16 protein-coding genes and 1 pseudogene are annotated in these 22659 nt (G+C 71.0%); 14 read left to right on the plus strand and 3 right to left on the minus strand.

What is annotated here, in order from left to right; all coding sequences use genetic code 11:
- Nucleotides 1-98 precede the first annotated feature (98 nt).
- From E0500_RS34465 to E0500_RS34475, 3 genes are all read left to right on the plus strand, one after another.
- Nucleotides 99-1361: a glycosyltransferase family 4 protein gene (locus tag E0500_RS34465; protein WP_131558902.1), complete on the plus strand. Its 1263-nt coding sequence runs from the start codon at nucleotides 99-101 to the stop codon at nucleotides 1359-1361.
- Nucleotides 1358-2188, plus strand: a complete 831-nt coding sequence (locus E0500_RS34470) for a hypothetical protein (RefSeq protein ID WP_131558904.1) — start codon at nucleotides 1358-1360, stop codon at nucleotides 2186-2188. Before E0500_RS34465 ends, E0500_RS34470 begins: the two co-directional genes overlap by 4 nt.
- A gap of 422 nt (nucleotides 2189-2610) precedes the next feature.
- Nucleotides 2611-2826 (plus strand): I78 family peptidase inhibitor, encoded by a 216-nt coding sequence (locus E0500_RS34475; RefSeq protein ID WP_131558906.1) that lies wholly within the window; start codon nucleotides 2611-2613, stop codon nucleotides 2824-2826.
- Between the two features lie 124 nt (nucleotides 2827-2950).
- Here the strand turns inward: E0500_RS34475 and E0500_RS34480 are convergent, their stop codons facing one another.
- A complete protein-coding gene (locus tag E0500_RS34480; protein ID WP_131558908.1) occupies nucleotides 2951-4000 on the minus strand; it encodes a phosphatase PAP2 family protein in 1050 nt (349 codons plus the stop codon).
- Nucleotides 4001-4250: 250 nt separating this feature from the next.
- Nucleotides 4251-5411 (minus strand): mannosyltransferase family protein, encoded by a 1161-nt coding sequence (locus E0500_RS34485; protein ID WP_309505271.1) that lies wholly within the window; start codon nucleotides 5409-5411, stop codon nucleotides 4251-4253.
- 270 nt (nucleotides 5412-5681) lie between these two features.
- Between E0500_RS34485 and E0500_RS34490 the strand changes: the two genes are divergently transcribed.
- Complete coding sequence (locus E0500_RS34490) at nucleotides 5682-7313, plus strand: MFS transporter (protein WP_131558912.1); 1632 nt, start codon at nucleotides 5682-5684, stop codon at nucleotides 7311-7313.
- Between the two features lie 153 nt (nucleotides 7314-7466).
- Nucleotides 7467-8657 (plus strand): acyl-CoA dehydrogenase family protein, encoded by a 1191-nt coding sequence (locus E0500_RS34495; protein WP_131558914.1) that lies wholly within the window; start codon nucleotides 7467-7469, stop codon nucleotides 8655-8657.
- Between the two features lie 43 nt (nucleotides 8658-8700).
- Here E0500_RS34495 and E0500_RS34500 read toward each other — a convergent pair whose 3' ends face one another.
- Nucleotides 8701-9138 carry a cell division protein SepF gene (locus E0500_RS34500; protein ID WP_131558916.1) on the minus strand — a complete coding sequence of 146 codons (438 nt, stop codon included), beginning with the start codon at nucleotides 9136-9138 and terminating at the stop codon, nucleotides 8701-8703.
- Nucleotides 9139-9804: 666 nt separating this feature from the next.
- Between E0500_RS34500 and E0500_RS34505 the strand changes: the two are divergent.
- From E0500_RS34505 to E0500_RS34545, 9 genes and pseudogenes are all read left to right on the plus strand, one after another.
- Nucleotides 9805-11616: pseudogene (locus E0500_RS34505) on the plus strand (FAD/NAD(P)-binding protein).
- A gap of 356 nt (nucleotides 11617-11972) precedes the next feature.
- The gene (locus E0500_RS34510) at nucleotides 11973-12878 is read left to right on the plus strand and encodes a S1 family peptidase (protein WP_131558918.1); all 906 of its coding nucleotides are present in this window, start codon (nucleotides 11973-11975) and stop codon (nucleotides 12876-12878) included.
- Between the two features lie 237 nt (nucleotides 12879-13115).
- The gene (locus E0500_RS34515) at nucleotides 13116-14069 is read left to right on the plus strand and encodes a slipin family protein (protein ID WP_131558920.1); all 954 of its coding nucleotides are present in this window, start codon (nucleotides 13116-13118) and stop codon (nucleotides 14067-14069) included.
- Between the two features lie 282 nt (nucleotides 14070-14351).
- On the plus strand, nucleotides 14352-15434 hold the full coding sequence (locus E0500_RS34520) for a S1 family peptidase (protein ID WP_131558922.1): 1083 nt from the start codon (nucleotides 14352-14354) through the stop codon (nucleotides 15432-15434).
- Nucleotides 15435-15696: 262 nt separating this feature from the next.
- On the plus strand, nucleotides 15697-19281 hold the full coding sequence (locus E0500_RS34525) for a DNA polymerase III subunit alpha (protein WP_131558924.1): 3585 nt from the start codon (nucleotides 15697-15699) through the stop codon (nucleotides 19279-19281).
- Complete coding sequence (locus E0500_RS34530) at nucleotides 19278-20252, plus strand: DNA polymerase thumb domain-containing protein (RefSeq protein ID WP_131558926.1); 975 nt, start codon at nucleotides 19278-19280, stop codon at nucleotides 20250-20252. The genes E0500_RS34525 and E0500_RS34530 overlap by 4 nt, the downstream gene beginning before the upstream one ends.
- Before the next feature lie 201 nt (nucleotides 20253-20453).
- On the plus strand, nucleotides 20454-21314 hold the full coding sequence (locus E0500_RS34535; protein WP_131558928.1) for a triacylglycerol lipase: 861 nt from the start codon (nucleotides 20454-20456) through the stop codon (nucleotides 21312-21314).
- A gap of 199 nt (nucleotides 21315-21513) precedes the next feature.
- A complete protein-coding gene (locus E0500_RS34540) occupies nucleotides 21514-21963 on the plus strand; it encodes a GNAT family N-acetyltransferase (RefSeq protein ID WP_131558930.1) in 450 nt (149 codons plus the stop codon).
- A gap of 53 nt (nucleotides 21964-22016) precedes the next feature.
- A complete protein-coding gene (locus E0500_RS34545) occupies nucleotides 22017-22643 on the plus strand; it encodes a bifunctional 2-polyprenyl-6-hydroxyphenol methylase/3-demethylubiquinol 3-O-methyltransferase UbiG (RefSeq protein WP_131558932.1) in 627 nt (208 codons plus the stop codon).
- The last annotated feature ends 16 nt before the right edge of the window (nucleotides 22644-22659 follow it).

Genomic DNA, 22659 nt, shown 5'->3' on the forward strand with positions numbered 1-22659 from the left:
CAGCACAAGTTGATGATGAAGCCCAACCAAGTGCGGGGTTCCCGGGTCCAACCATCTGCTAGGCGGATGAGACCAGGGAAACAGGGGGTTCGGGGGACATGCATATCTCTTTCCTGATACACAACGCATACGGCATCGGGGGGACGATCCGGACCACGTACAACCTCGCGAACGCTCTGGCCGAGCAGCACGACGTCGAGGTCGTCTCGGTCTTCCGGCACCGTGACGAACCGGTCTTCACGCCCGGCCCGCGGGTCCGCGTGCGCCACCTCGTCGACGTCCGCCCGGACGGCGCCGACGCCGGGGACCCGGATCTGGGCCGCCCGGCGCGCGTCTTCCCGCGCGCGGAGGGCCGTTACGAGCAGTACAGCGCCCTCACGGACCGGCGTATCGCCGAGCACCTCGCCACGGTCGAGGCGGACGTGGTCGTCGGCACCCGGCCGGGCCTGAACGTGCACCTGGCGCGGGAGACGCGCCGTGGCCCGGTCTGTGTCGGCCAGGAGCACCTCACGCTCGACAGCCACCCAGCGGCCCTGCGCGCCACGCTGCGCGGCCTCTACCCGCGCCTCGACGCGGTCACCACGACCACTCAGGCCGACGCCCGCGCGTACCGCGACAGGATGCGGCTGCCCGGTGTCCGGGTGCAGGGCGTGCCCAACCCGGTGCCCCGGCCGGGCATCGACCCCGCGGACGGCTCCGGCAAGTGGGTCGTCGCGGCCGGACGGCTGGCCCCCGTCAAGCGGTACGACCTGCTGATCAGGGCCTTCGACACGGTGCGCACCCAGCGGCCCGACTGGCGCCTGCGGATCTACGGCGGCGGCAAGCAGAAGGACAGACTCCGCGAGCTGATCGACCGGTTGGGCCTCTACAACCACGTCTACCTCATGGGTCCGGCCAACCCCATCGAGCCGGAATGGGCCAAGGGCTCCATCGCCGCCGTCACCTCCAGCATGGAGTCCTTCGGCATGACGATCGTCGAGGCCATGCGCTGCGGCCTGCCGGTCGTCTCCACGGACTGCCCGCACGGGCCCGGCGAGATCATCGACAACGGAGTCGACGGGCGTCTCGTCGAGGTCGGCAACGTCCAGGCCATCGCCGAGGGCCTGCTCGAACTGATCAACGACGACACGCTGCGGCAGCGGATGGCGCACGCGGCGCTCAAGGACTCCGAACGCTTCGACCCGTCCCGCATCGCCGAGCGCCACGAGTCGCTCTTCTCCGCACTGCTCGCCGGTGGCGGGAACTCGCCGGGCGGGCGGACGCGCGGTTCGCTGCACCGCACCCGGGCAGCGCTGCTCGCCGGCGCGTACGTCGTACGGGACGCGGGACGCACCGCTTTCGGGAAGGGACGCACCGCATGACGACGCCGGCTCCCACCGCAGCGAACCAGCACCTCCACGAGGTCCCCGTCACGGGTCCGCGTGCCGACTGCGTCGCCGACTCCGCGGGCGGCCTCACCTTCGACGTCACCGACAGCGGCGAGTCCGCGCCCGCCCATCTCCTCCTGAGGTTCCGCGACAGCGAGCAGGAGGTGCGCCTGCCCCTCACCCCGGCCGGCGACGGCCGCCTCAGGGCCGCCCTGCCCAGCAGCGTCGAGCTCCCCGAGGGCCGCTGGGACGTGTACGTCCAGGTGGCCGACGACGAGCCGCGCCGCCTGGCACCCGGCGTCAACGACCTGCGCGCCCTCGTCGACCGCGTGCCCGGCGGCGCCCACGGGCACGTTGCCGCCCGTGTCCCGTACTCGACCAGGTACGGCAACCTCACCGTCCGCAGCTGGCTGCGCGCCCCGCACGCCGAGGCGGGTGAACTCCTTGTGGGCAAGGACGAGCTGAGCGTGAAGGCGCGGGTGTACGGCACCGGGCTGGCGCCGGACGCGTGCGTCGAGCTGGTGGCCAGGAAGGCACCGGAGGCTGTCGTGCGTGCCGGTCTCACCGCCGACCCGTCCGAGTTCCGCTTCACCGTGCCGTACCGGGCTCTCCGCCCCGGCCTGTGGGACCTGTGGCTCCGGCCTGACGGGGTGACCGGCCCCCGGGTGCGGATCGCGCGCCTCCTCGACGACATCGCCGACAAGAAGCCGATCTTCACCTACCCGAAGGTGACTCTGGAGACCGAGTACGGCCGGGTCACGGTGGGGCCGTACTACACGGGGGACAACGACCTCGCGGTGAAGGTGGCCGCGGTCGAGTGACGCGCCCGGCCGGGCCGCGCCCGCTCCTGCTCGACGAGGAGGAGGCCGTCGCCACGTCCCTTCGCCGCCCGGCGTCCTGGGCCTGCGCCTAACTATGTATTGCCTGTGCGGTGCGGGCTTCCCGGGAACACCGGTAATCGGAAAGAAATGCGGTCTCCGTGCGATCGGCGGCCCGCTTTCCGAGGTGTTATTCGAGACAGCGTCATGTCGGCCGGGAATTACGTACGACAGCGGGCGTCACACGTACGGAACCGCTCGTACGTGTGACGCGGTTCGGCCGTAACGCGTGTCGTGGTCCTGTGACACAAGTGTGACCGCCGGGGAACAGTGACCCTCTGCCACACCCGTCCCGGCCGGGACGGTGGAACGCCTCCGCGGGCCCGGGCTTCCGTGCGCGCGGGGCGCCGCCTAACGTGGCCGTCATGGCACCCATCCCCACTCCGCCCCCGGAGCCCCAGGACAGTCCGGACACCTACGTCGGCCTTGAGGCGAGCAGCGCCGAGCGTCGCGCCCGGGAGCACGGCTGGTCCACGGTCAGGTCGCTGCCGCCGGGCGCGATCATCACCATGGAATACCGCGTGGGCCGGCTGAACTTCGAGGTCAGGGACGGCCGTGTGACGCGCTGCTGGAAGGGCTGAGACAAGCGGAAGGACCACAGGCGAAGGCCCGGCCCCCCGAGGGAGCCGGGCCTTCGTCGTGCGGTGTGAGGTGGGCGGAGTGAGGTTGTGTGTACCGGCCCCGCCGTCTCGTGGCTGTCTCGTGTCAGCCACCCGCGACGGGGCGCGCCGACGTCGTACTCCGTGGCGCCCGGTCGGAGTGCGGCGGACGGCGGCTGCCGACCGGGGTGACCGGGATGCGTTCCGAACGTGTGGAGTGCGGCCCCGACGACAGGTGCAGCGGTGGCCGGGCGGACCGTGCCGCGACAGAGGTGTCGCGGGCCGTGGCCGGGTCCTGGGCGGGCGAACGCAGCGGGGAGGCGCCCACGGACGCCGTCGCCGACGAGAGTCCCCCTGCCGTAGCGGGGCCGAGCGCGGGAGAGGCGGCCGGAGCGCTCTGACGTGCCCACCAGGCGTCACGCAGCGACAGGATCCACGCCTCGGCACGCGCGATGAGCGGCTCGAACCAGGGCAGCGCCAGCAGGATCAGCAGACCGGCGGCCCAGCCCAGCAGGACATCGCTCAGCCAGTGTGTGCCGAGGTAGACCGTGGTCAGGCCCACGCCGAGCGAGGTCACGGCGGACAGCGCGGACAGCCAGCGCCGGGCTCTCGGCGTGGAGGCCAGATAGGCGAGGATGCCCCAGGTCACGACGGCGTTCGCGGTGTGGCCCGAAGGAAATATGTCGCCGCCCAGCCACATCTCGTTCGAGCCGATCGAGGTCGCGTAGTGCGGTCCGAGGCGGCCCATGCCGAGCTTCGCGGCGCCGACCGTGATGTTCAGCAGCAGCAGCGACACGCCCAGCGCGAGCAGCGGGCGCAGGGTGTGCTGCCGCCAGGAGCGCCAGCCCAGCCAGGCCGCCACCATCACGGCGGTGGGGCCGCGCTGCCCGAGGACCACGTAGTAGTCCAGGAACGCGTGGACCTCCGGCCACTGCTGGTACGGCCGGAAGAACATGAGCTGCCAGTCGAGGCGGACCAGCCACGAGGTGATGAGCACGGCCCACACGATGGCCGCGTAGAAGGCCAGGGTGGCGGCGAAGAGCACCACCCTGTGCCGGCTCATCACGGGCACATTGATGTGGGCCGGTCGTTCCGGCTCACGGTCCAGCCGCGCGAAGACCCGCTCAAGGCGGGTCAGGAAACGTTCGGTACACACTCAATCGACGTTACAGCGAGTGAGCTCTGTCCCGGCCCGAATCACTCGCTTTGTGATGACGATGTGATGTGGGATTGCTCTCAGGGTGACGTTTATTTTCGTGGAATCCGTAATCAGCGGGACGCGCCGCCTTCAATTCCGCTGATCTTTCGGAGTCCTGGTTTTATGGCTATTTTGGATTCGTTCACCGAATGCTGGTGTGGAATTCGCCGTCCGCTCACGGAGCGTTGGCCGACGGACGTCGGGACGGTCAGGGCGGACCGGAGCCGCTCAGCCAGAACGCCCCGTAGAGCGCGGACGCCACGGCGATTCCCCCGAGAACCGTCCCTGATCTGGTCGTACGCAGCCCGGCCAGGGCCCTGGCGAGCGGCAGCAGCAGGGGGAAGGCGGGCATCAGCAGGCGCGGTTTCGAGCCGAAGTAGCCGGACGCGCCCAGGGCGAGCGCGACCACGACCCCCGTGTACACGGGCAGCGGGAGCGGTTGCCGTTGCCGGACGCACACCACGTACAGCCAGATCACCAGTGCGACACCGAGGACCAGCCCGACGCCGGCGAGTGCCAACGGGAACGACGTGAACCTGCCGGCGACGAACCGGGCGAAGGCGTAGCCCCCGTCGAAACCGTTGCGCCAGCCCGCCTGCACGTCCAGATACCCGAACGGGCCCCTGTCCGTGTGGTGCCCCACCCACAGCACGTAGCCGGCGGCGCCGAGCGGCGCGAGCAGCATGCCGAGGGCGCGCCGCCACATGGGGGCGCCGTCCGGTTCTCCCGCGCTCCGATCCCGCACGAACGAGGGAGCGAGCGCCGCCGCCCACACCGCCGCGGCCACCGCGAGGCCCACCGGGCGGGTCAGCCCGGCGAGCGCGGCGAGTGTGCCCGCGGTGACCCAGCGGCCGGTCAGGACCGCGTACAGCGCCCACGCGGCGAGGGCGGTGAACAGTGACTCGGTGTATGCCATCGACTGCACGATCCCGACCGGCAGCACGGCCCACAGCAGCACCGCGCAGATCCCTGTCCGGCGCCCGTACACGTGGTCCGCGACGGCGAAGATCCCCCAGGCCGCGGCCAGCGAGGCGAGCGTGCTGACGACGAGGCCCGCGTCCGCGTACGCCAGCCGGGTCACCGCCGACACGGCCCGCTCCAGCCAGGGCAGCAGCGGGAAGAAGGCGAGGTTCGAGTGGACGTCACCGTTCGGGAGGCGGACCTCGTAGCCGTAGCCCAGGTCCGCGACCCTGACGTACCAGAGCGAGTCCCAGCGGGCGGTCAGCAGGGTGTACGCGCTCTTGTCGCGTGCCGCGCTCCACACGTCGAGGGCGACAAGGCCCAGGGCACGCACGGCGGCGTACCCGAGGAGGGCGGGGGCGGCCCTTCCGAGGAGGGGTGGCGCCGGGCGCGTTGCAAGGTCGGTCACGCGCTCGATTATCAAGGCCGCCCGGAACCGGGCGGCCATTTCGGGCGTGGTGAACCGTGACGGGCGAGGGGAGCGTGGCGCACGCCACACGCTGTCCGAACGTTCCATGAGAGGTCCACCACGCGCCACTGGCGTGTTCTCGCGTACCCTGACGGCTCACTCGCCTTTGTTGCGTGGGTCCGGGACACCGCTCCTCCCGGGCCATAGCCGCCAGGGAGTCCCCACCCCGCGGCCCCGCCGAGCGCGAGGGATCATCTGGGAGGTACGTACATGTCCGGGACGACCACGGCCGCTGCGCGGTGCCGTCGGGCGGCCGGGAACGGTGCCAACCGCTGGGTCGTCCTCGTCGTCCTCTGCGCCAGCCTGTTGCTGGTCGCTGTCGACGCCACCGTGCTGCACGTAGCGGTGCCGGCCGTCACGGAGGACCTCAAGCCCAGCGGCGTCGAACTGCTCTGGATCGTCGACGTCTATCCCCTCGTCTGCGCCTCGCTGCTGATCCTCTTCGGCACGCTGGGCGACCGGATCGGCCGCAGACGGGTCCTTCTCCTCGGCTACGGGCTCTTCGGTGTCGCCTCGGGCCTGGCGGCCGTCGCCGAGAACGCCTCGATGCTGATCGGGGCCCGGGCGCTTCTCGGTGTCGGCGGCGCCATGATCATGCCGGCGACGCTGTCGATCCTGCGGCAGGTGTTCCCCGACCGGCGTGAGCGCGCGCTGGCGATCGGCGTCTGGACCGGCGTGGCCGCGGTCGGCGCCGCCGTCGGCCCCTTGCTCGGCGGCTTCCTGCTGGAGCACTTCTGGTGGGGCTCGGTCTTCCTCGTCAACATCCCGCTGATGCTCGTGAGCCTGCCGGTCGGGCGCCTGCTGCTGCCCGAGTCGACCGGCGACCGGAACGGACCCTGGGACGTGGTGGGCGCGCTGATGGCCGCCGCCGGTCTCTTCGGCCTCGTCCTCGGCGTGAAACGGCTCGGCAGCGGGGACAGCCCGTTCGACCTGTACACGCTGCTTCCCCTGGTGCTCGGCGCCGGGTTGCTGGCCGCGTTCGTACGCCGGCAGAAGCGGCGCACGTACCCCCTGGTGGACCTGCGGATGTTCGCGCGCCCCGCGTTCAGCACGTCCGTCGGCTGCATCGTGCTCGCGATGCTCGCGCTGGTGGGTCTGGAACTGATCGCGGCGCAGTACCTGCAACTGGTGCTGGGGCTGTCCCCGCTGGAGACCGGCCTGCGGATGCTGCCGCTCACGGTCGCGGCCATGGCGGCCGGGCTGCTCGGATCGCAGATGCTGCGCCGCTTCGGGCCCCGCCGCATGGTCTCCGTGGGCTTCTGCCTCACGGCGGGCGCGGTCGTCCTGCTGACCGTGATGGGAACCCACGACAACCCCGCCCTGCTGCTCGTCGGCTTCGTCCTGCTCGGCTTCGGCCTGGAGACGACGCTCTTCGGGGCGTACGAGTCGATGCTCAGCGAGGCGCCCCAGACCCAGGCCGGCGGGGCCGCGGCCATCGGCGAGACGTCGTACCAGCTCGGCGCGGGCATCGGTATCGCCCTCCTCGGCAGCGTGATGAACGCGGCGTACACGCCCGGACTCTCGGGTGTGCCCGGCGTCCCGGAGTCGGCCTCGACGGCGGCCGGGCACTCGCTGGGCGAGGCGTACCAGGTGGCCGGGCGGCTGGGCGGTTCGTCGGGCGAGGCGCTGCGGCATGCCGCGCGGGACTCCTTCGTGCACGGACTGCATGTGACCCTGCTGGTCAGCGCGGCGTTGCTGCTGCTCGGCGCGGCGATGGCGCTGCGGTTGCCGCGGGTCATGGAGTGCGGGGCGCCCGCGGCGGCGGGCTCGGCGGACGTCGCCCCGGTGCCCGCGCCTCGGGAGGCGAACGCGAAGGTGCGGGCGGAGTCGTCCGTGAGCTGACTGCCTTGAGGCGAGCTGACCGCCTTGCGGGCGTGGGGGACCACAGTCGCGCCGGCGGGGCTGCTCGCCGTTGCGGCGGAAAGAAGTGTCGTCGTAACGTCGGCGTTGACGCTGGACTAGCGCTGCTAGTTTTCCTGAGCCGGAGGCCGCCCCATGACCGCTTCCCCCAAGCTGCCGCCCTTCGACCCCGCCGATCCGCTCGGTATCGACGAACTGCTGGACGCGGAGGATCTCGCCGTCCGCGACACCGTGCGCAGGTGGGCCGTGCGGCGGGTACTGCCCGATGTCGCCGAATGGTACGAGAAGGGCGAGTTGCCCGGGATTCGTGAGCTGGCGCGGGAGCTGGGGGAGCTCGGCGCCCTGGGGATGTCCCTCAGCGGGTACGGGTGTGCCGGCGCCAGCGCCGTGCAGTACGGCCTGGCCTGCCTGGAGCTGGAGGCGGCCGACTCGGGAATCCGGTCCCTGGTCTCCGTCCAGGGCTCCCTCGCCATGTACGCCATCCACCGGTTCGGCAGCGAGGAGCAGAAGCAGACATGGCTGCCGCGTATGGCCTCCGGTGAGGTCATCGGGTGCTTCGGGCTGACCGAGCCGGACCACGGATCCGACCCCGCGTCGATGCGCACGTACGCCAAGCGTGACGGCGGGGACTGGGTGCTGAGCGGGCGGAAGATGTGGATCACCAACGGGTCCGTCGCCTCGGTCGCCGTGGTCTGGGCGGGGACCGAGGAGGGGATCCGCGGGTTCGTCGTACCGACGGACCGACCCGGGTTCGCCGCGCCCGAGATCCGGCACAAGTGGTCCCTGCGGGCGTCCGTCACGAGTGAGCTGATCATGGATGACGTGCGGTTGCCCGCGGATGCGGTGCTGCCCGGGGCCGTCGGGCTCAAGGGGCCGCTGAGCTGCCTGTCCCACGCCCGGTACGGGATCGTTTGGGGTGCGATGGGGGCGGCGCGGGCCTGTTTCGAGGCCGCCGTGGACTACGCGAAGACGCGGGAGCAGTTCGGGAAGCCGATCGGCGGGTTCCAGCTCACCCAGGCCAAGCTCGCCGACATGGCGGTCGAGCTGCACAAGGGGATTCTGCTCGCCCATCACCTGGGGCGGCGGATGGACGCGGGACGGCTGCGTCCGGAACAGGTCAGCTTCGGCAAGCTGAACAACGTACGGGAGGCCATGGAGATCTGCCGTACCGCCCGGACGATCCTCGGTGCCAACGGGATCTCCCTGGAGTATCCGGTCATGCGGCACGCCACCAACCTGGAGTCCGTGCTCACCTACGAGGGCACCGTCGAGATGCACCAGCTGGTGCTGGGCAAGGCGCTCACCGGCCTCGACGCGTTCCGGTGATCCCCCCACCGGAATGCGGGGCGGGGCGGGTGAGCCGCCCTGCTCAGCTCTGGTTGAAGAAACCGCCCGACTGGCGGCCCGCGGGCTCGCCGCTGACGATCTCCGTGTCCGCCGGGGTCAGCAGGAACACCCGGGTCGAGACCCGCTCGATCGAACCGCGCAGACCGAAGATCAGGCCCGCCGCGAAGTCGACGACGCGCTTGGCGTCGGAGGGCTCCATGCTCGTGAGGTTCATGATGACCGGGACGCCGTCCCGGAAGAGCTCGCCGATCTGCCGGGCGTCCCGGAAGCTGTCCGGGGTGACCGTGCCGATCCGGCGGCCCTTGTCGTGGGCGGATTCGGACGCGACCTTCACGCGCGGGTCGGTGACCCAGGCATCGCCGGACTCCTGCCCCTCGGCGTAGTCGTCGTCGTAGTAACGCTCGTCATCGTTGTCGTCGACGAGGCCAAGCCAGGCACTCGCCTTGCGCACCGATCCCATGGACGCCTCCTCTCACAGCGGTCATTTCCGCACCCCTATCGTCGTCCATGATGCGGATCGCGCGCCAAGTGATTGGACACCGCGCTGGGGTTTCGTGACGGTACTGGTGCAGAACCCGTTCGTCGAGAGGCCGTGTGTCCCAAGGGCTGTACTGTGCATGGCTGCTGACTGTGAGTGAAATAATACTTGTTTCGGCGGACGGGTGATGAGCAGCGCGTACGGGTGAACGACGCGGCCGGCCGGTCCGGTGCGGCGACCGGGGTTCTCGCTCCCGCTGCCCCCGAGGGGTTTGTGTGTGAAGGCATGGCGCCGGGGCGTGAGGCGGAACGCGGAGGCGAGAACGGAGAACGCCGAAGAAGCCCGTCGTGAGCGGGCGAGCAGGGGGTCAGCTCAACAGGACGAGGACCACACTCGACCGAAGTCGATGTGGGAGCGCGTGACCAGCCACTGCTGCGGATGCATGGGCACAAGTGGAACAGGCATCCGTTTCCGCGTCAACCGATCTGAGACAGGCCGCTCACATCATGGACAGCCTTGACAGTGAACAGAAACATCCCCGTACTCTCCAAGGACGGCCCTGCTGAGGGGCTCGGCCGTACGGCGTCCCCGTGACGCCCCCGTGTGAAGGCACCCCGTGTTCGACTCGACGCATCGCGGAGCCCTCACATGCCCTCCTCCCGTACCGCCATCTCCGGACCGCAGAACGCGGCGCCCTCACTCGTCATCGTCGGCGCCGGGCCGCGGGGGACCGGTGTCCTGGAGCGGATCGCCGCCAACGCCCCCGAGCTGTACGCCGGTTCCGCGCTCGACGTGCACCTGGTGGATCCGTACCCACCGGGCGGCGGCCGTATCTGGCGGCCGGACCAGTCGCCGTTGCTGTGGATGAACTCCGAGGCCCAGGACGTCACCATGTTCACCGACGACACGGTGGACATGGCCGGACCGGTACGCCCGGGACCCACCCTGCACGAGTGGGCGGCCGTGGGCGGACGCACCTTCGCCGGCCGGCAACTCCAGGGCGCGTACCTGGCCTGGGTGTACGAGCAGACGGTCGCCGCCCTGCCGCCGGGCATCCGCGTCCACCGGCACACCCGGCGCGCCCTGCGGGTGAGCGGACCGTGCGAGGGGCGCCAGCAGGTGTGGCTGGAGGGCCGGCCGAGGCCGCTGCTCGCCGACCTCGTGGTGCTCACGCTGGGTCACCTCGACGCCGAACCCGACGACGAGCAGCGCGCGCTGGCCGCGTACGCCGGGGAGCACGCTCTGGTGTACCTGCCGCCCGACTTCACCGCCGACAGCGACCTGTCCGCGCCGGCGCCCGGCGAACCCGTTCTCGTGCGCGGCTTCGGACTCGCGTTCGTCGACCTGATGGTGCTCCTGACCGAGGGCCGGGGCGGGCGCTACGAGGACGACGGCCGGGGGGAGCCGACGTACCTGCCGTCGGGGCGCGAGCCGGTCCTGTACGTGGGCTCCCGGCGCGGGGTGCCCTACCACTCCAAGATCGGCTACGACTGGGAGGGCGAACGACCGCCGCTGCCACGGTTCTTCGGGCCTGCCGAGGTGGAGGCGCTGCTCGCACGCCCCGAAGGGTTCGACTTCCGGCGGGACGTGTGGCCCCTGGTGGAGAAGGAGCTGGGGTTCGCGCACTACCACCGGCTGTTCTCGGCGCATCCCGAGCGGACGACGGCCGCCTGGTCCGGCTTCGAGGAGAAGTACGCGTCAGCCGCGAGCGGTGCCGAGGTGGCGGCGCTCGTCGCCTCCGCCGTGCCCGACCCGGCCGACCGGCTCGACCTCACCGCGCTCGACCGTCCCCTCGACGGGCTGCGCTGCGGATCGTACGAGGAACTCCAGGACGAGCTGCGGACGTACATCCGCGACGATCTGGACCGCCGTCACAACCCGCTGCGCAGCCAGGACCAGGCCGTCTTCCTCGGGCTGCTGTCCGTCTACGGGCAACTGGTGCGGCTCGGGGACATCGGGTCCTGGTGGCACGGGTTCTTCAGTCATCTCGCCTCCGGGCCGCCCGGGCCCCGGCTGCGGCAGATGCTCGCGCTGTCCCGGGCGGGAGTGCTGCGCTTCCTCGGCGCGGAGACGACCATCACCGCCGAGGACGGTGTGTTCACGGCGCGCGGTGCCGGTGTGCCCGGAGCCGCCGTCCGGGCCCGTGCGCTGGTGGAGGCGTGACTGCCGCGCCCCACGGTCGAGCGCACCCGGGACACGCTGTTGCGCGGGCTGTACGCCGACGGGGCCGCCGCCACCGCCGAGGGGCTGCTCGCCGTGGACCCCGCCGACGGCCGGGTGCTCGACCGCTCCGGCGCCCCGCACCCACGGCGCTTCGCACTCGGCCCGCACACCGACGCCCGGGGCTCGGGCGCGTTCACCCGGCCGCGCACCGGTGGGCCCGCGTTCCGCCAGAACGACGCGACGGCACGGGCCGCGCTCGAATTCCTGAGCGCACTGCCCTGCCGCGCCGCGGCGTGATCCCCACCCCGGCAACTCGCCCAACGCGCCGCGTAAGACGCCGGCTGCGCAATCCGCTCCGACCGCCACAAAGGAAAACACACTGGTCCATTCAGAGAGCCGCTCAAGCGCGACTCGGGGCCTGCACAGAATCCTCACATGGCCTGTTGTGAGATCAAGTACCGCTGATAATCGGCTAGTTGATTTTCATGCGTCCGAACGCCCTCTTGCGCCACTCGGCCGCGTGACCGAATACTCCCTTCAGCGCCTTGTCAGGGGCACGACGTGTTCGGAATCCGGACGCATTCCTTGACTTGCGCCTCACGGGCCCCAAACCCCACGGCGGGCCCCCGACTTCCCTCAGGAGGGAACGAACTGTGAGGATCACGCGCACCACCCCCCGTAGCGGCGTTGCGAGACGGACTCGGCTGATCGCCGTGACGACCGGACTCGTGGCCGCGGCCGCCGTCACGGTCCCCACCGCGCAAGCGAGTGACGTGCAGACCTTCAGCACCGCCCAGCTGAAGAGCGCCAGCTCTTCCATCCTTGAGGCTGATGTTCCGGGCACCGCCTGGGCGATCGACCCGAAGACCGACAAGGTCCTCGTCACGGTCGACAGCACCGTCTCCCAGGCCGAGATCAAGAAGATCAAGGACGCGGCGGGCAGTAACGCCGGTGCTCTGACGATCAAGCGGACCCCGGGCAAGATGAACAAGCTGATCAAGGGTGGCGACGCCATCTACGCGAGTAGCTGGCGCTGCTCCCTCGGCTTCAACGTGAAGAACAGCAGCGGAGCCGACTACTTCCTGACCGCCGGTCACTGCACCGACGGTGCCGGCACCTGGTGGTCGGACTCGGGGCACGCCACGACGCTCGGGACCACCTCGGGTTCCAGCTTCCCGACGAACGACTACGGCATCGTCCGGTACACCAACACGTCCGTCACGAAGTCCGGCACCGCCGGCAACGTGGACATCACCCGTGCGGCCACCCCGAGCGTGGGCACCAGCGTGATCCGCACCGGTTCCACGACGGGCACCCGCACCGGGTCCGTCACCGCCCTCAACGCGACCGTGAACTACGGCGGCGGTGACATCGTCTACGGCATGATCCAGACCACGGTCTGCGCCGAGCCCGGCGACTCCGGCGGCCCGCTCTACGGCAGCAACGGCACCGCCTACGGTCTGACCTCCGGCGGCAGCGGCAACTGCACCTCCGGCGGCACGACGTTCTTCCAGCCGGTCACCGAGGCCCTGAGCGCCTACGGGGTCAACGTCTTCTGACCGGTGCGCACGGCCGGAGGACGCTCCGGCACTCGCGCGGCAGAACCTGCGGCCAGCAGCAGGCGAGCCCCCGCACGGCAAGTGCCGTGCGGGGGCTCCCGCTTGTCCGTGTGACGGAGTTACCGTCGAGGGACACGCGGAGTGCGCACTCGTCCTCCGAAGCGCCCGCAGGCACTCCGGCGTACGACGTACGCACGTACTCCGCTCACACTCCGACTTCGGACCCTGGGGGCCGACATGGTCGAGGAGCTGGTCGTTGCGGGAGTTTCCCTCGCGTCCGTCGGCGCGGTGTACGTGATGTCGGCGGCCCGAGTGGTGAAGCAGTACGAGCGGGGGGTGGTGTTCCGGCTCGGGCGGCTGCGGTCGCATGTGCGAGGGCCGGGGTTCACGATGATCGTGCCGTTCGTCGACCGGCTGCAGAAGGTCAACATGCAGATCGTGACGCTGCCGGTGCCCGCGCAGGAGGGGATCACGCGGGACAACGTGACCGTGCGGGTGGACGCCGTCGTCTACTTCAAGGTGACCGCGCCGGCCGAGGCGATCGTCCGGGTCGAGGACTACCGGTTCGCCGTCTCGCAGATGGCGCAGACCTCGCTGCGGTCCATCATCGGCAAGAGCGAGCTGGACGATCTGCTCTCCAGTCGGGAGAAGCTCAACCAGGGGCTGGAGTTGATGATCGACAGCCCGGCCGTGGAGTGGGGCGTCACCATCGACCGTGTCGAGATCAAGGACGTCTCGCTGCCCGAGACCATGAAGCGCTCCATGGCCCGGCAGGCCGAGGCCGACCGCGAGCGGCGGGCCCGGGTCATCAACGCCGACGCGGAGCTCCAGGCGTCGAAGAAGCTCGCCGAGGCGGCCCAGCAGATGGAGGACACTCCCTCCGCGCTCCAGCTGCGGCTGCTCCAGACCGTGGTGGCGGTCGCGGCCGAGAAGAACTCCACGCTCGTCCTGCCCTTCCCCGTGGAGCTGCTGCGGTTCCTGGAACGGGCGCAGCAGGGCCCTGAGGTGGCGCAGCAACGCCCCGTGCAGCAGGCGCCGCAGGTGAGTTCGCAGGCGGGTCAGCAGACGGGTCCGCAGGCAGGTCCGCAGGCAGGTTCGCAGGTTCGGGAGCAACCGGTGCAGGAGCAACTTCCGTCCCTGGAGCCCCGCTTGGATCCGGACCCCGAGGGGTCGACATCCGGACAGGACTAGACCCCGACGACCGCACAGGGATAACCCTCGGTTGTTGTGTTTGCAGTGGGGACCCACCCGGTGTGGCCTCCGCGGGTTTACGCGTGTCAAGCAGTAAGGGGCGTGCACCGGTTGACGCGCGCGCGTCCTGAAGTCGGCCTTGTGTGCTCCCTGGGGGCCTCGGAATAGTGGTCGTCGTCCGTTGGCATGGACGCGCCCTTTTCGGGCAGCAGATCCGTGCCCATCCTTCGGTTCCGGGGTCCCCACAACTTCCGGAGCCGACCCCCCACAGGAGGACGTGAGTTGAAGCACCGACGCATACCCAGGCGACGCGCGGCCGTGGCAGGTGCGGGTATCGCCGCACTGGTGGCAGCGGGAGTCACCTTCCAGACTGCGAACGCGAGCGAGAACGCGAAGACCCCCGACCTCAAGATCCTCTCGGCCGTGGCGGCCGGAAACCTCGCCTCGACGCTCGGCGAGGAGCTCGGTGGTGACGCGGCGGGAACGTATTACGACGCGAAGGCCCGGCACCTCGTGGTGAACGTGCTCGACGAGGCGGCGGCCCAGGCCGTCGAGTCGGCCGGAGCCAAGGCGCGCGTCGTCGAGAACTCCCTCGCCGAACTGAGCAGCGCCCGTACCACGCTCAAGGAGGACGCCACCATCCCCGGCACCTCGTGGGCGACCGACCCGAGGACCAACAAGGTCGTCGTCACCGCGGACCGCACGGTCTCCGAGGCCGAGTGGGCCAAGCTCACCGAGGTGGTCGACGGTCTCGGCGCGAAGGCCGAACTGAAGCGCACGAAGGGTGAGTTCAAGCCCTTCATCGCGGGTGGCGACGCCATCACCGGTGGCGGCGGCCGCTGCTCCCTCGGCTTCAACGTGGTCAAGGGCGGGGAACCGTTCTTCCTGACCGCGGGCCACTGCACCGAGTCCATCTCCACCTGGTCGGACTCCAGCGGCAACGAGATCGGCACCAACGAGGACTCCAGCTTCCCCGACAACGACTACGGCCTGGTCAAGTACACGGCCGACGTCGACCACCCGAGCGAGGTCAACCTCTACAGCGGCTCCGCCCAGGAGATCACGGGCGCGGCCGAGGCCACCGTCGGCATGGAGGTCACCCGCAGCGGTTCGACGACCCAGGTGCACGACGGCACGGTCACCGGCCTGGACGCCACCGTGAACTACGGCGGCGGCGACATCGTCAACGGTCTCATCCAGACCGACGTCTGCGCCGAGCCCGGCGACAGCGGCGGCTCGCTCTTCTCGGGCGGCGACGCGATCGGCCTCACCTCCGGCGGCAGTGGCGACTGCACCTCCGGTGGCGAGACGTTCTTCCAGCCGGTCACGGAGGCGCTCTCCGCGACCGGTACCGAGATCGGCTGACACACCCCCCACACACTCGGACCCGCAGGCTTCCCGTGCCTGCGGGTCCGAGTGCGTCCGGGGTGCGTCCTGGGTCGGGAGGGACGTTTCGCCCCCGTCGTGTCATGTCCCCACGGACCGGTCCGACCGGTGTTTCCGCAGGTGGGGTGGGTTCGAGCGGGAGTCGTACGTGAGTTCGAGATTGGAGGTATGGTGAGAGCGAGGAAGCTGGGAACTGATGTTCGAGGGCTCGTGCAGGGGCCCCTGGAGTGCGGAGGTGCGTGTGCCGGGTTTCGCGCATCTGCACACCGCGTCCGGGTTCTCCCTGCGGTACGGCGCCTCGCACCCGGAGCGGCTCGCCGAGCGCGCCTCCGAGCGGGGCATGGACGCCCTCGCGCTCACCGACCGGGACACCCTCGCGGGGGCGGTGCGCTTCGCCAAGGCCTGCGCGGGGGCGGGGATCCGGCCGCTGTTCGGGGTGGATCTGGCGGTGGAGGAGCCGCCGGCGGCGGGGCGTGCGGCCGAGGGGGCCGGCCCGCGCGGGAAGCGGCGGACTCCCGTCCGTGGCGGTACCTTCATCGATGAGTCGACATCTCGGGTGACCTTCCTCGCCCGGGAGGGCGCGAAAGGCTGGGCCGAGCTCTGCCGAATCGTTTCGGCAGCGCATGCGGGCGACCACACGGGAGAGAACGGCGGTCGGCCGCTGCTGCCCTGGTCCGCGTGCGCCGCCGAGGGTCTGACCGTCCTGCTCGGCCCCGACTCCGATGTGGGCCGCGCGCTCGCCGCCGGCCGCCCCGACCGGGCCGCACGGCTCCTCGCGCCCTGGCGGGAGATCCACGGCGACGCCCTGCGCCTCGAAGCGGTGTGGCACGGCCGCGACGGCACCGGCCCGGGCTCCCTGCGGCTGGCCGCCCGGACCGTCGGCTTCGCCGCCGAGCAGGGGGTGCGCCCGGTGCTCAGCAACGCCGTCCGGTACGCCGACCCCGGTATGGGCCCCGTCGCCGACGTCCTGGACGCCGCCCGCCGGCTCGTTCCCATCGACCCCCGCCGCGAGCTGGACTCCGGAGAGGCCTGGCTCAAGGACGCGTCCGCCATGCTGGGCGCCGCCGAGCGGATCGTCGAGGCCGCGGGCTACCGCCGTGACACCGCGTACCGGCTGCTGGAGCAGACGCGGGCCACCGCCGCCGAGTGCCTGGTCGACCCGGAGGACGACCTCGGCATCGGCAGCGTCCACTTCCCCGAGGCCCACCTCGTCGGCGCGGGCCGCCGCACCGCACAGCGCACCCTCGCCTCCCGGGCCGCGGCGGGGATGGTGCTGCGCGGGTACGACGGGCGGCGTGAGTACTGGGAGCGGATGCACCAGGAACTCGACGTCATCGCCCACCACGGCTTCGCCTCCTACTTCCTGACGGTCGCCCAGGTCGTGGACGACGTACGGAGGATGGGGATCCGGGTCGCCGCGCGCGGCTCCGGGGCGGGCTCCCTCGTCAACCACCTCCTGGGCATCGCACACGCCGACCCCGTCCAGCACGGGCTGCTGATGGAGCGCTTCCTGTCCAAGCGGCGGATCGCGCTGCCCGACATCGACGTCGACGTGGAGTCCGCGCGCAGGCTGGAGGTCTACCGCGCGATCATCGACCGCTTCGGCACCGAACGGGTCGCGACCGTGGCGATGCCGGAGACGTACCGCGTACGCCACGCCATCCGCGACGTGGGCGCCGCCCTGTCCCTGGACCCGGCCGACACCGACCGGATCGCCAAGTCCTTCCCGCACATCCGGGCACGCGACGCACGGGCGGCCCTCGGTGAACTGCCCGAACTCAAGGCGCTGGCAGAGGAGTTCCATCGGGAAGGGGCGAGGTACGGACGGTTCTGGGAGCTGGTCGAGGCACTCGACGCCCTCCCGCGCGGAGTCGCCATGCACCCGTGCGGGGTACTGCTCTCCGACGCCTCCCTCCTCGCCCGTACGCCGGTGATGCCGACCAGCGGCGAGGGGTTCCCCATGTCGCAGTTCGACAAGGACGACGTCGAGGACCTCGGGCTGCTCAAGCTCGATGTGCTGGGTGTACGGATGCAGTCCGCGATGGCGCACGCGGTGGCGGAGGCCGAGCGGGCGGCGGGCACCCGGATCGACCTGGACGACGTCGACATCGACGCGGGCGATCCGGCGACGTACCGGCTCATCCGCTCCACCGAGACGCTGGGCTGCTTCCAGATCGAGTCGCCGGGACAGCGGGACCTGGTGGGGCGGCTCCAGCCGGCCACCTTCCACGACCTGGTGGTGGACATCTCGCTGTTCCGCCCCGGTCCGGTCGCCGCCGACATGGTGCGGCCGTTCATCGCGGCCCGGCACGGACGGGCGCCGGTCCGCTACCCGCACCCGGACCTGGAGGAACCGCTCAGGGAGACGTACGGCGTCGTGGTCTTCCACGAGCAGATCATCGACATCGTGCACATCATGACCGGCTGCGGACGGGACGAGGCGGACCAGGTGCGGCGCGGGCTGTCGGACCCCGAGTCGCAGGGGCGGATCCGGGTCTGGTTCGCGGAAGCCGCGGCCGCCAAGGGGTACGACGCCGAGACCGTCGCGCGGACCTGGGAGATCGTCGAGGCGTTCGGGTCGTACGGCTTCTGCAAGGCGCACGCGGTCGCCTTCGCGGTGCCGACGTACCAGTCGGCGTGGCTGAAGGCCCATCACCCGGCCGCGTTCTACGCAGGGTTGCTCACGCACGACCCCGGCATGTACCCGAAGCGGCTGCTGCTGGCGGACGCACGGCGGCAGGGGGTGCCGATCCTCCCGTTGGACGTGAACCGGTCGGGCGTCGCTCACCGTATCGAACTGGTGTCTGAATCCAGGGCGGGCAAGGGCACTTGGAGGCCCAAGGGACCCCAGGAGGGCAAGGGGATCTGGGGTGTGCGGCTGGCGCTCTCCGACGTCTACGGCATCAGCGAGGCCGAGGCGGCACGGATCGCGGACGGGCAGCCGTACGCCTCCCTGCTCGACTTCTGGGAACGGGCCCGGCCCAGCCGCCCGCTGGCCCAGCGGCTCGCCCAGGTCGGCGCGCTGGACGACTTCGGCGCCAACCGACGTGACCTGCAACTGCACCTGACCGAACTGCACCGGGTCGCCCGGGGCGGACGCGGCGCGGGCGGTACGGGCGGTGCCCAACTTCCTCTCGCCGGCGGGCGGGGAACCGCCTCCGCCGGGCTGCCCGACCTGTCCTCGGCGGAGCGGCTCAGCGCCGAGCTGGGCGTGCTCTCCATGGACGTCTCGCACAACCTGATGGACGACCACCGGGAGTTCCTGACCGAGCTCGGCGTGGTGTCCGCGCGGCGGCTGCGCGAGGCACGGCACGGCGAGACGGTTCTGGTCGCGGGCGCCAAGGCGGCCACCCAGACCCCGCCGATCCGCTCCGGCAAGCGGGTCATCTTCACCACCCTCGACGACGGCACCGGCCTGGTCGACCTCGCCTTCTTCGACGACTCCCACGACGCCTGCGCCCACACGGTCTTCCACTCCTGGCTGCTGCTGGTGCGCGGGGTGGTGCAGCGGCGGGGGCCGCGCAGCCTCAGCGTGGTGGGCTCCGCCGCCTGGAACCTCGCCGAACTGGTGGAGCTGCGGCGGGAGGAGGGCCTGGACGGAGTGGCGCTGCGGCTGGCCGGGCCGAGCGGGGTGGCTGAGGCCGACGGGGCCGGTGGAGCAGCGGGACCCGACGGTTCCCCCGACGGGGAGGAACCGGCGGGCGGTCGGCGCATCCGGATGTCCACGGGGTACGCAATGCACCCCTGGGCGGATCTGCGCCCGGCGGGCGAAGGGCCCGCGAGCGGACGGAAGTTGTGGCACCAGAGCCCGGGGAGTGCGGGATGACCATCCTCTGCGTCCAGTTCCAGCTGCCTCCGACGTACGAGGCCGCTCTGCCCCGGCTCATCGGGTTGCTGGAGGAGTTCACGCCCGTCATCGAGGCGCTGCCACCCGACCGCGCCCTGGTCGACCTGCACGGCGCCGAACGGTACTTCGGCCGGGACGCCCTGGAACTGGCCTCGATGATCCGGGTGCGCTCCCTCGCCCGGTACGGGATCGACTGCGCGATCGGAGCCGGGCCGGGCCCGCTGTTCGCCAGGATGGCCCTGAACGGCTCCCGCCCCGGGCTGATCCGTGTGGTGCCCGAAGAACCCGGCGCCCTCACCGAGTTCCTGGCCGGGCAGCCGGTCGCCGCGCTCCCCGGAGTCGGCGCCGCCACCGCCCGCACCCTGTGCGAGTACGGCCTCGACACCCTCGGCAAGGTCGCCGCCGCCCCCCTGTCGACCCTGCAACGGCTCACCAGCGCCCGCACCGGCCGCGAACTGCGGGAGAAGGCGCAGGGCATCGACCGCGGCCGGGTCGTCCCGAACGCCGTCTCGCGCGCTCTCGTCGCCGAACGCCCCTTCCAGCGCGACGAGCTGGACCCGGACGAACACCGCCGCGCCCTGCTCTCCGCCACCGAGGAGCTGGGCATCCGGCTGCGCGCCCTGGAGAAGGTGTGCCGCACGCTCACCCTCACCGTGCGGTACGCCGACCGATCCTCGACAACCCGCAGTCGCAAGCTCAAGGAGCCCACCGCGCACTCGCCGGCGCTCACCGGCGCCGCGTACCGCATGTACGAGGCGCTCGGCCTCCAGCGCGCCCGCGTCCGTGGAATCGCTCTCCGCGCCGAGGGGCTGAGCCCCGCCGACCAGGCCACCCACCAGCTCACCTTCGATCCGGTGGACGAGAAGGCCCGCCGCATCGAGGAGGTCGCGGACAAGGCGCGGGCCAGGTTCGGCGCCCATGTGATCGGGCCGGGCACGCTGGCCTCGTAACTCCCTGCCCGCGTAACTCCTTTATCGCATGTCCAGCGGTACGCACCAGGGCCTCACGGCTGTCACTGGAAGTTTTTACTGACGCGTAACTTCACACTTCACCTACTCGCCCGTAACTTGGCGAATCGAACAGCATCCTCGTGATCCGGATCACAGGGCGTACGTCGTCGCACCTCCCTTGAGCCGCAAGGAGATCCCCCGATGCTGCCCTGGAAACGAGTGCTCATCCCGCTCGCTTCACTGCTCCTGGCCTCCGCCGCCACCATCGCCCCCGCCACCACCGCACAGGCAGCCGCCGCCCCCAACAGCGGCTGGAACGACTTTTCCTGCAAACCCTCCGCCGCCCACCCCCGTCCCGTCGTCCTCGTCCACGGAACGTTCGCGAACTCCGTCGACAACTGGCTCGGGCTCGCCCCCTACCTGGTGAACCGCGGCTACTGCGTCTACTCCTTCGACTACGGGCAGCTGCCGGGCGTCCCGTTCCTCTACGGCCTCGGCCCCATCGACAAGTCGGCAGAGCAACTCGACGACTTCGTCGACAAGGTGCTCGCCGCGACCGGAGCCGCCAAGACCGACCTCGTCGGTCACTCGCAGGGCGGCATGATGCCCCGCTACTACCTCAAGTTCCTCGGCGGGGCAGCCGAGGTGAACGCCCTGGTCGGCATCGCGCCCAGCAACCGCGGCACGACCCTGGGCGGCCTCACCGAACTGCTCGACTACTTCCCCGGCGCGAAGGACCTCATCTCCACCGCGACCCCCGCGCTCGCCGACCAGATCACCGGCTCCGCCTTCCTCACCAAGCTCAACGCGGGCGGCGACACCGTGCCCGGCGTCAAGTACACGGTCATCGCCACCAAGTACGACGAGGTCGTCACGCCGTACCGGTCCCAGTTCCTCAACGGGCCGAACGTACGCAACGTCCTGATCCAGGACCTGTGCGCGGCCGACCTCTCCGAGCACGCCGCGATCGGGCTCCTCGACCGCATCGCGTTCCATGAGGTGACCAACGCGCTCGACCCGGCCAATGCCAGACCGACGACGTGTCTTTCGGTGATCGGCTGACACGTGTGCCCGACGGCACATGCGTTCGGGGTCTGTCCGGCCTGAGCCGCCGGACAGACCCCGGAGTCGTGCCTCCTCGACGTGATCAGAAACTAGCCGCAGGAAACCGCGGAATCGCCTGCTGGAGGCGGGTGATCGAGATCCTTATGCTCGCCTTAAGGAAGTGCTCATGCTCCGCTCAGGTAGGTAGCGTGCGCGCATGACCGATGAAGGGATCCGGTCGGCCGTCGCCGCCGATGTCGCCGCCGTGAAGGCGGTGACCGGCGCCGCGTACCACCACTACATCGAGCGCATCGGGGTCGTGCCGGCACCCATGGAGGCGGACCACGCGGCGAACGTGGCCGCGGGGCGGGTGTTCGTCACGGGCGATCCCGTGATCGGCCTCGTGGTCGTCGAGGTCTACGAGGACCATCTGTTGCTCGACAGCATCGCCGTCCACCCCGACGCGCACGGACATGGCGTGGGGCGGCGGCTGCTGGAGTTCGTGGACGCACGCGCGCGCGTGCTCGGCCTGTCCGAGGTCAGGCTCTATACGAACGCGCTGATGTCGGAGAACCAGAAGATCTACCCGAGGTTCGGGTACGAGGTCGTGGAGCGCCGCGTGGACGGGCCGTACGACCGGATCCACTACCGCAAGCGGCTGGACTGACCGGCGGGCGCCTCAGCCGTCCGATTGTCAGTGACGGGTGACACCCTGACGGAATGACTGCGAACCATGACGTCGACTGGGACACCGAGGCCGTCACCTTCGACGACGAGCCGGACCACGGCCTGCGCGACCCCGAGGTCAGACAGGCCTGGGCGGACCGGCTGGCGGCCTGGCTGCCCGCGCGGCCGGCCGACGTGCTGGACCTCGGCTGCGGGACGGGGAGCCTGTCGCTCCTCGCCGCCGAGCGGGGGCATCGGGTGACGGGTGTCGATCTCTCGCCGGCGATGGTCGACCGGGCCCGTGCGAAGCTCGCCGGCCGGGCCGCGGTGTTCCTCGTCGGGGACGCGGCGTCGCCCCCGGTGGGGGAGGAGCGGTTCGATGTCGTACTCGTCCGCCACGTGCTGTGGACGCTGCCGGACCCGGAGCGAGCGCTGAGGGGATGGTCGGCGTTGCTGCGTCCTGGGGGCACCTCCCACGCTTTCGGCAGTGGGGGAGGACGGCTGGTGCTGATCGAGGGGGTGTGGGGGACGGTCAGCCCGGTCGGCATATCGGCGGAGCGGCTGACCGGGTTGCTCGCGCCCCTCGCGGAGGACGTGCGGGTGGAACGGCTCTCGGACGACGCCCGGCTGTGGGGGCGGGAGGTGGAGGACGAGCGGTACGCGGTGATCGCCCGCCCCTGACCGTCCACCGCACGCG

It is taken from the genome of Streptomyces sp. KM273126 (assembly GCF_004337435.2).
Lineage (GTDB): Bacteria > Actinomycetota > Actinomycetes > Streptomycetales > Streptomycetaceae > Streptomyces > Streptomyces acidicola.